The organism is Streptomyces sp. LS1784 (assembly GCF_020103755.1).
In the GTDB taxonomy this organism is placed as follows: Bacteria; Actinomycetota; Actinomycetes; order Streptomycetales; family Streptomycetaceae; genus Kitasatospora.
This window is the reverse complement of record NZ_JAHSQD010000335.1, coordinates 1-9,126: the sequence shown is the minus strand read 5'-3', so window position 1 is coordinate 9,126 and position 9,126 is coordinate 1. Positions and strand designations below refer to the sequence as shown.

Annotated in this window: 8 protein-coding genes; 5 read left to right on the top strand and 3 right to left on the bottom strand. The window is 72.9% G+C overall.

Translation table 11 applies throughout. The annotated features are described in order from the left end of the window. A partial coding sequence (locus KS423_RS29710) for a dihydrolipoamide acetyltransferase family protein (protein WP_224282865.1) occupies positions 1 to 950 on the top strand: 950 nt, incomplete at its 5' end. Between the two features lie 87 nt (positions 951 to 1,037). Here the strand turns inward: KS423_RS29710 and KS423_RS29705 are convergent. Together KS423_RS29705 and KS423_RS29700 are read right to left on the bottom strand one after the other, a co-directional pair. Then, positions 1,038 to 1,958 carry an LPXTG cell wall anchor domain-containing protein gene (locus KS423_RS29705; protein ID WP_224282864.1) on the bottom strand — a complete coding sequence of 307 codons (921 nt, stop codon included), beginning with the start codon at positions 1,956 to 1,958 and terminating at the stop codon, positions 1,038 to 1,040. Between the two features lie 211 nt (positions 1,959 to 2,169). Continuing rightward, positions 2,170 to 3,141 (bottom strand): LPXTG cell wall anchor domain-containing protein, encoded by a 972-nt coding sequence (locus tag KS423_RS29700; RefSeq protein ID WP_224282863.1) that lies wholly within the window; start codon positions 3,139 to 3,141, stop codon positions 2,170 to 2,172. A gap of 401 nt (positions 3,142 to 3,542) precedes the next feature. Here KS423_RS29700 and KS423_RS29695 point away from each other — a divergent pair, with 401 nt between their 5' ends. Together KS423_RS29695 and KS423_RS29690 are read left to right on the top strand one after the other, a co-directional pair. Further along, positions 3,543 to 4,739, top strand: a complete 1,197-nt coding sequence (locus KS423_RS29695; protein WP_224282862.1) for a M64 family metallopeptidase — start codon at positions 3,543 to 3,545, stop codon at positions 4,737 to 4,739. A 62-nt stretch (positions 4,740 to 4,801) separates the two neighbouring features. Then, positions 4,802 to 6,205 carry an MFS transporter gene (locus KS423_RS29690; RefSeq protein WP_263455368.1) on the top strand — a complete coding sequence of 468 codons (1,404 nt, stop codon included), beginning with the start codon at positions 4,802 to 4,804 and terminating at the stop codon, positions 6,203 to 6,205. Positions 6,206 to 6,381: 176 nt separating this feature from the next. Here the strand turns inward: KS423_RS29690 and KS423_RS29685 are convergent, their stop codons facing one another. After that, positions 6,382 to 7,203: a maleylpyruvate isomerase family mycothiol-dependent enzyme gene (locus KS423_RS29685; RefSeq protein ID WP_224282860.1), complete on the bottom strand. Its 822-nt coding sequence runs from the start codon at positions 7,201 to 7,203 to the stop codon at positions 6,382 to 6,384. 174 nt (positions 7,204 to 7,377) lie between these two features. Between KS423_RS29685 and KS423_RS29680 the strand changes: the two genes are divergently transcribed. Continuing rightward, entirely contained in the window at positions 7,378 to 8,175 is a 798-nt protein-coding gene (locus KS423_RS29680; protein WP_224282859.1) for a carbon-nitrogen family hydrolase, read from the top strand. Positions 8,176 to 8,325: 150 nt separating this feature from the next. Further along, the coding region (locus tag KS423_RS29675) for a GntR family transcriptional regulator (protein WP_308020263.1) at positions 8,326 to 9,126 on the top strand (801 nt) is incomplete at its 3' end.

Below are 9,126 nucleotides of genomic sequence, written 5' to 3'. Positions count from 1 at the left end.
CGGCCCCGGCCCCGGTCGCGGTCGCGGAAGTGCCCGGCGGGGAGCGGCCGTTGGCCAAGCCGCCGGTGCGCAAGCTGGCCAAGGACCTCGGCGTCGACCTGCGCGCGGTCACCCCGACCGGCCGGGACGGCGTGATCACCCGCGAGGACGTGCACGCCTACGCCACCGCCCAGGCCGCTCCGGCGGTCGCGGTGGTCGAGGCCGCCGTGGCGGAGCCGGCCGCGCCGCAGGCGCCGGTGCCCACCGCGGGCGACGTCCGGGTGCCGATCAAGGGTGTCCGCAAGGCGACCGCGCAGGCGATGGTGGCCTCGGCCTTCACCGCCCCGCACGTCACCGAGTTCGTGCAGGTCGACGTGACCCGCACGATGAAGTTCGTCCGCCGGCTCAAGGAGAGCGGCGAGCTGGGCCGGGACGTCCGGGTCAGCCCGCTGCTGATCGTCGCCAAGGCGCTGCTCACCGCGATCAAGCGGCACCCCGAGATCAACGCGCAGTGGGACGAGGCGGCGCAGGAGATCGTCCTCAAGGGCCAGGTGAACCTCGGCATCGCCGCGGCCACCCCGCGCGGACTGATCGTCCCGAACATCAAGGACGCCGGGTCCAAGACCCTCACCGGGCTGGCCACGTCGCTCGGCGAGCTGGTCGAGACCGCCCGTCAGGGCAAGACCTCGCCGGCCGACATGCAGGGCGGGACGGTCACCATCACCAACGTCGGCGTCTTCGGCGTCGACACGGGCACCCCGATCCTCAACCCGGGCGAGGCCGCCATCCTGGCCTTCGGCGCGGTCCGGGAACTGCCGTGGGTGCACAAGGGCAAGGTGGTTCCGCGTCAGGTGACCACGCTCGCGCTCTCCTTCGACCACCGCCTGGTGGACGGGGAGCTGGGCTCCAAGGTGCTGGCCGACGTGGCCGCGCTGCTGGAGCGCCCGAAGCGCCTGATCACCTGGGGCTGACGGCCCGGTAGGACCTCCAGGACCGAAGAAGGGGCCCTCCTCCGCGCCGTGCGGAGGAGGGCCCCTTCGTTGCGACCGCCCGTCCGACTAGCGCTGGGGACGGAGTCGACGGACGGCGAACAGGACGCCGGCTCCGAGGGCGAGGAACGCGGCGGAGGTGAGGGCGAGGAAGGTGTTGGTGGACGAGGAGCCGGTCTGGGCCAGTTCGGGGGTGCCGGCGGGCGCCGTGGTGGCGGGGGCAGGGGCGTTGGCCTTCGGGGCCTCGGCGGCCGGGACGGCCGGGACGGCGTCCTTGGTCCTGTCGGCGACGGGCTCGGCGGGCTCGGCGGCCTTGGTGGGCGTCGGCTTCGGCTTGGCCGGGGTGGTCGGCTCGGCGGCGGCGGTGTCCTGGGGGTGGGTCACCTTGACCGGCTTGAAGCCCGAGTTGCCGGGCCCCTGGGAGCCGGCGCTCTCGGTCGAGGCCAGGAGGTTGATCGTGGTCACGCCGACGGGGGTGCTGGGGGCCAGCGAGTACCGGAACTTGAAGGTCACCGAGCTGTTGGCGGCCATCCGCTGGCGCTGGGAGCCGGTGACGTCGATGACGCGGGAGCAGCCGTCCTGCAGCTGGAGGTTCTTCCACGCGCCGGTGTAGTCCTGGAACTGCACCTTGACGTCCTTGGGACGGGCCGCGGCGCCCGAGCCCGGGGTGACGAGGCCGAGGAAGGGCTCCATGCCGTGGGCGTCCTCACCGGCCTTGTTGGTGACCTTGAGGGAGACCTCGTTCCAGCTTCCGTCCGCGACCACCGAGGACTTGGCCGAGGTGATGGCGGTGTCGGGAGAGAGCCCGGGCACGTTGGTCGGAGCTTCGTACGCGCCGGTGACCCGGTAGTCCCCGCAGGCCCAGGCGGTGTCGGTGGCGAGGAGCTGGACGCCGCCGGCAAGGACGGCAGCGGCGGCGACGGTGGCGAGGCGGCGGCGGGAGAGCGCGCGGTCGTTCTTCGTAAAACGGGTGATAACGGGCATGCGCATGACGTGACTCCCCAGGGTCATCGTGCTGATGGTGTGAGTGGGTGAAGGCGACCGGCCCCGCTCCTGTCGAGCGGAAGCGCCCCCCGGCTCTGCCGGTCTCGCTCTCCGTGCCTTCACCCGTATGGACGTGCATCCCCGACGGGGGTTGCAGGCAGTTCTCGAATTTCTCGCTCGACGGGGCCGAGGGCTGCTCGGCTCCGTCGGCCGTCGGTCAGTGCTGGCGGCGCAGTCGGCGCACGGCGATCAGGACGCCGGCTCCGAGGGCGAGGAGCGCGGCGGAGGAGACGGCGAGGAAGGTGTTGGTGGAGGAGGAGCCGGTCTGCGCCAGCTCGGGGGTGCCGGCGGGCGCCGTGGTGGCGGGGGCAGGGGCGTTGGCCTTCGGGGCCTCGGCGGCCGGGACGGCCGGGACGGCGTCCTTGGTCCTGTCGGCGACGGGCTCGGCGGGCTCGGCGGGCTCGGTGGCCTTGGCGGTCCTGGTGGGCGTCGGCTTGGGCTTGGCCGGGGTGGTCGGCTTCGCGCTGGGAGCGGGGGCGGTGGTGTGCACCACGCGGAAGTCGCGGGACTCGCCGCCCTTCTCCGGGAAGCCGGGGGCCCCCGCGGAGGCGACGAACACGAGGCTGGTCATCTCCCTGGGCGCCTTCGCGGAGAGCCCCACCCGGAACAGGAAGTTCGCGGCCCGACCGTTCTCCAGGCGCGGGGTGGTGGTCGCCGGGGACGCGACGGAGTACAGCGACGGGTCGCAGCCGCCGTGGACCAGCTTGACCGGCTTCCAGCCGCCCGCGGAGGCGACCTCGACCGTGACGTCCTTGGCCTCCAGGCCGCCGGCGGCCGGGTTGTAGATCCCGAGCAGCGCGGAGATGTTCTGGTACGGGGCGCCGGTGAAGTTGGTGACGCTGACGCCGACCTCGACCTTGGGGCCGCCCGCGGTGATGGTCTGGTTGCCCGGGGTCATGATGAACCCGGCCTGGTAGGAGCCCTGGTGGTCGGCGGCGGGCGCCTCGGCAACGCTCGCGGTGGTCTTCGCGTGGGTGGTGGTGGCGCTCTCCCCGCAGGCCCAGGCGGTGTCGGTGGCGAGGAGCTGGACGCCGCCGGCGAGGACGGCGGTGGCGGCGAGGGTGGCGATGCGGCGACGGGAGAGTGCGCGGTCGTTCTTCTCAAAACGGGTGATAACGGGCATGCGCATGACGTGACTCCCCAGGGTCATCGTGCTGATGGTGTGAGTGGGTGAAGACGACCGGCCCCGCTCCTGTCGAGCGGAAGCGCCCCCCGGCTCTGCCGGTCTCGCTCTCCGTGCCTTCACCCGTACAGACGCGCATCCCCGGAGGGGGTTGCAGGCGAGTTCCGAAAAGTTTTCGGGACTCTTCGGCGGGCTTCGGGGGGCCACTCAGGTGGTGGTTGGTATGACATGAATGATCCGGAAGGTCTGGATCGTTGGGCCAGGTCGGTGACTTTTACGCGGCCGGATAGGGGAGCCCCACCGGTCAGGGTACGTCTCCGCTCCACCACCCGGGCGACGCCGGGTGACCGGAGCCCGGAGGACGCACCCGTATGCCGCGTGGCAACCCTGGCCGTCTCGTCCGGAGTGTGGCCGCACTCGTGCTGGTGTCCGTCGCCGCCCTCCCTGCCGCCGTGGAGCTGGCCGGCCCCTCGCCGTTCGGCGTGATCGGGCCGGGGGCGCCGGCCGACCGGGCGGTGCCGCCGCACACGGCCCTCCGCGCCGACCGGCAGGCATCCGAGGCCGCCCCGACCGTCGACATACGCCGCACCGGGGACCCGGCCAACCGGATCACCCTGGTGCTGCTCGGCGACGGCTACACGGCCGACGAGCAGGACCTCTTCCGGCAGCAGGCCGACAGGGCCTGGCACGCGCTGATGGACATCGAGCCCTTCCGCACCTACCAGGGCTTCTTCAACATCAGGCGGGTCGAGGTGGTCTCCCCGGTCTCCGGGATCGCCGAGTCCGAGAGCCGCGGCCGCAAGACCGCCACCCCGCTCGGCATGCACTTCTGGTGCGAGGGCACCGCCCGGCTGCTCTGCGCCGACGAGGCCACCACCGCGCGGTACGCGGGCGCCGGCGCCGGGCCGCAGTACCTGATAGCGCTGGCCAACTCCGCCGAGTACGGCGGCGCCGGCGGTACCGGGGTGACCACCCTCGCGGGCGGCAGCCCGGACGCCGGGCGGATCATCCAGCACGAGATCGGGCACACCGTGGGGGATCTCGGCGACGAGTACGACAGCGCTCCTGACGACGCCGACTACCCGAACCTCGCCACCCTCAACGCCGACGACATGCGCAGGAAGCAGACCAAGTGGTGGCGCTGGCTCGGCGCCGAGTCCCCGGACGGGGCCGGCGTGATCGGGGCGTACCGCAGCGTCAACGGCCTCTACCGGCCCACCCAGGACTCGGTGATGCGCACTCTGGGCAGCGCGTACAACCTCCCCTCGCGGGAGGCGATCATCGAGGAGCTGTACCGCAAGGTCCGGCCGACCGACGACCCGATGCCCGCCCCCGGCGAGGTGGCCGGGCGGCCCCGGCTCGACGTCCGGCCGCTGCCGCTGACCGGCCCGCGGCAGCTGAAGGTGGAGTGGACGGTGGACGGCGTCCCGGTGACGCCGCAGCCCGCCGACGACTCCTGGCTGGACACCGCCCGGCTGGAGCTGGCCCCGGGCCGGACGGCCACCGTGACGGCGACCGTCCGGGACACCACCGACTGGGTGCGGGACGAGGCCTTCCGGGAGCGCTACATGACCCGCTCGGTGTCCTGGACGCTGACCGGCTGACGCCCGGTTCGCACCGCCCGGATCTGGGCGTCCAATCATGGGATGACTAGTCTGGTCGGACTATGACCGTGGAGCCCGATCGTTCAGCCCCGTCCCTGTCCGTCCCCGCTCCCCGATCCACGGCCGAGCCCCCGGCCGTCCCCACACCTGTGCCTGTGACCGCACCCGCGCCCGCACCGCCCGGCGGTCGTGCGGCCTGGCTGGCCTGGTCCATCGGCGTCAGCGTCTACATCCTGGCCGTCATCCACCGCACCAGCCTCGGCGTGGCCGGACTGGACGCCGCCGACCGCTTCGGCATCGGCGCCTCGGCGCTCTCCACCTTCTCGATCCTCCAGGTGCTGGTCTACGCGGCCATGCAGATCCCGGTCGGCCTGCTCGTCGACCGGTTCGGGCCGCGCCGGGTGCTGCTGCTCGGTGTCCTGCTGCTGAGCGCCGGTCAGCTGGCCTTCGCGTTCAGCTCCGCCTTCGGCCCCGCGCTGGCCTCTCGCGCCGTGCTCGGCTGCGGTGACGCGATGACCTTCATCAGCGTGCTGCGGATCGCCGCCCGGTGGTTCCCGGCGGCCCGGAACCCGTTCGTGGCCCAGCTGACCGGCCTGGCCGGGATGGGCGGCAACCTGGTCACCACCGTGGTGCTCGCCCGGGCGCTGCACAGCGAGGGCTGGACGCCCACCTTCACCGCGATCGCCCTGCTGGGCGTGGTGGTGTTCGCGCTGGTCGCGCTCTTCCTCCAGGACACGCCGCCCCACCAGGAGCCCGCCGTACGGCCCGACCCGGTACGGGCGGATGCGGTACGGCCCGACGCGGTACGGGCGGCGCGGCCGAAGGTCGGCCGGCAGGTCCTCGCCTGCTGGCGGGAGCCGGGCACCCGGCTCGGGCTCTGGATCCACTTCACCACCCAGTTCCCCGGCAACGCCTTCGGCCTGCTCTGGGGCCTGCCCTACCTGGTGCAGGCGCAGGGCATGTCCCGGGCCGGGGCCGGCGGGCTGCTGACCCTGCTGGTGCTCAGCAACATGACCTTCGGCTTCGTCTTCGGCCGGCTGCTCTCCGCCTCGGCGCGGGCCCGGATGCCGATCGTGCTGACCGTCGTCGTGACCACCGGGCTCGGCTGGGCGCTGGTGCTGGCCTGGCCCGGCGGCCATCCGCCGACCTGGCTGCTGGTCGGGATCATCCTGGTGATGGGCAGCAACGGACCGGCCTCGCTGGTCGGCCTCGACTACGCGCGCGCCCGCAATCCCGCGGAGCGGCTCGGCACCGCCTCCGGGATCGTCAACATGGGCGGCTTCATCGGCACGATGATCACCCTGTTCGGCATCGGCGTGCTGCTGGACGCGCTCTCCCCGGACGGCGCCGGCGCGTACTCGGCCACCGCCTTCCGCTGGGCGTTCTGCTGGCAGTACGTCCCGTTGGCGGTGGGGACGGCGATGATCCTCAGGCTGCGGCGGAAGGTCATGGCCACAAACCCGTAGGGCTTCCCACCTGCGGAAACGCGGTATGCCTCACGTGAAGTGAGGCATACCGAGCGCATATCGACGGTTCGCCTGTTCGAACGGGTGAGGTGTCGGCGCCGGATTGACGCACGGACGCACGGGTCGCGCCGACCCGGCGCGCGCTGGTGCGTGTACGCCGGGTGGTGCCCGCCGGCTCAGATGGTGACCGAGAAGTTGGCCAGCACCCGCTCGGCCAGTTCCCGGTCGCCCTCGACGGAGACGTGGCCGGCCCGGCCGCGGCCGCAGGCGAGCCGCAGGTAGGTCTCCCAGCCCATGGTGAGCTGGACGTCGGGGGCCAGGCTGATCGACTCGTCCACGGTGCAGTGGCCGGTGGCGTCCACCCGGACGGTGCGCAGGAACTCCACCGGGCCGGTGACGTCCAGCACCAGGGTCGTCCCGGCCGGGGCCCCGGCCTTGGTGGCGACGGCCTTGGGCAGCAGCTCCAGCAGCAGGTCCCGGGTGATCAGGGCGGCCGGGGCGTCCAGGTTGCCCGGGGTCTCCAGGGCCCGGCGCAGGTCCTGCTCGTGCACCCAGACGTCGAAGGCCCGCATCCGCAGCAGCTCGTGGTACGGGACGTCCCTGGCCAGCGGCCCGGCCGGCCAGCGCACCGGCTCCTCGGGCGTCTGCTTGGCGTTCCGCAGCGCCCGGGAACGGCGGATGATCGTGTACTCCAGCTCGCTGGTCATCTCCAGCGCGGTGTGGCAGCGGCGCTTGTCGACCGGCAGTTCGATGTAGCGGGCGAACTCGGTGGTCACGTGACGGAGGTCACGCGGCAGCGAGTGGATCGGGCGCGGGTCGCCGAGCAGGTCGGACTCGACCGCGATCACATGTGAGACGACGTCCCGGACGGACCAGCCCGGGCACTCGGTGGCCCGGTTCCAGGAGTCCTCGGGAAGGCGGGCGACCAGCTCCGATATGGACTCGATGGTCTGGGTCCACGCCTCGGTGTAAGCCTGCACGGTCTGGTTGTCCGTCACGGGAATCTCCGGCCCTCCGTCAGCTTCCTTGCCGCCTGTGCCCCGCCGTCACGGCCGACCGGGATGGTCCGGCTTTCCGGGCGCACACGCTAACCGCACGTTACGCTGCCGGGAGACAGCTGGGCAGCGCTTTCGGGTGACGATCGTAGGTCTCTTGCCGTGGACGGTGGTACTGTGCGCGCTTCATTGATCCAACTCGCGGTTTCCGACGTGGAACCGCCCGCCGAGCGGAGGGCTCGGGCGGCGGCCCTGGTGCGGGCTCAGCAGGGCGCCGATCTGGTGGTGCTCCCGGAGCTGTGGCCGCTCGGCGGTTTCGCCTACGACCTCTGGTCGGACGGTGCGGAGACGCTGGACGGGCCCACCTCGGACGTGATGTCGGCCGCGGCCCGGGCCGCCGGGGTCTGGCTGCACGCCGGTTCGATCGTCGAGCGCGATCCGGACGGGCCGATCTACAACACCTCGCTGGTGTTCTCCCCGGACGGGGAGCTGGTGCACACCTACCGCAAGATCCACCGGTTCGGCTTCGACAGCGGCGAGGCGGTGGTGATGGGTGCCGGGCAGGAGATCGTCACCGCGCCCACCGACTTCGCCACCCTGGGCCTGGCCACCTGCTACGACCTGCGCTTCCCGGAGCTGTTCCGGGCGCTGCTGGACGCCGGCGCGCAGCTGCTGGTGGTCCCGGCGGCCTGGCCGGCCCGGCGGCGCGAGCACTGGACGCTGCTGGCCCGGGCCCGGGCGGTGGAGGAGCAGGCCTTCGTGCTGGCCTGCAACACCGCCGGTACGCACGCCGGGGTCGAGCAGGCCGGGCACAGCATCGTGGTGGACCCGTGGGGCCGGGTGCTGGCCGAGGCGGGGGCGGACGAGCAGGTCCTGACGGTCGAGTTCGACCCGGCCGAGGTGGCGAAGGCGCGGGCGGAGTTCCCGGTGCTGCGGGACCGCCTGCTGGGGATCCCGGCGCCGGTCCAGCGCTGAGCCGGGGAGGGGCCGGGGCGCGGTGGACGGCGTTCCGGGAGGGTTGGTTCGTACCTGGGCCGGTCGGGTTTGAGAAGATGAGCACTCGTCGTGTTCCCCGCCGGCCCGTACGAGGGCCGGCACGGTAGGCCGCCCGAGGAGGTCGCGCCCATGCCTGACAACGGCGCAGGCGACACCCCCCGCCCCGTCATCCACCGCAACAGCCTGCGCGAGCAGATCGCCGGCGCGCTGCGCGAGGAGATGATGGCCGGTCGACTCGCGGCCGGCCGCAACTTCACCGTCAAGGAGATCGCCGAGCTGTACGGCGTCTCCGCGACCCCGGCCCGCGAGGCCCTGGTCGACCTCGGCGCGCAGGGTCTGCTGCGGGCCGAGCACCACCGCGGCTTCACCGTGCCCGAGCTGGGCTGGGACGACTTCCTGGAGATCTTCGAGTCCCGGGTGCTGATCACCGACAGCTTCCACCGCCAGTACGCCACCCGCCGCGCGCTGCCCGACCTCAGCCGGCTGCCCTCGCTGCACCGCCGGGCCGACGCGGCGGTGCGGGCCGCCCGGGCCGGCAACCTGGACGTGATGGTGGGCTGCGACCGCCGGTTCTGGCAGGAGGTCGGCGGGCTGCTCGGCAACCGCCGGATCGCCGACTACCTGGACTGGCTGCGGGTGCAGTCCTGGATGTTCGCCGCGCCCTACCTGCGGGAGCTGCCCGTGCTGGGCGGCGTCTGCTGGGAACGCCACCCGGACCTGGTCGAGGCGATCGAGGCCGGCGATCCGGCCGGTGCGCACCGGATCATCTGCGAGTACAACCTGTACACCGTCCGGCTGCTGGCCGGGCTGGCCGGGCGGTCACTGGAGTCGGTGACCGTCCTGGGGCTGCTCACCGAGGCCGTCGGGGAGGAGCCGCCGGCGGCGCCCGTCGAGCCGCCGCCCGCGTCGGCGGTCCCGCCGGAGCCGGCC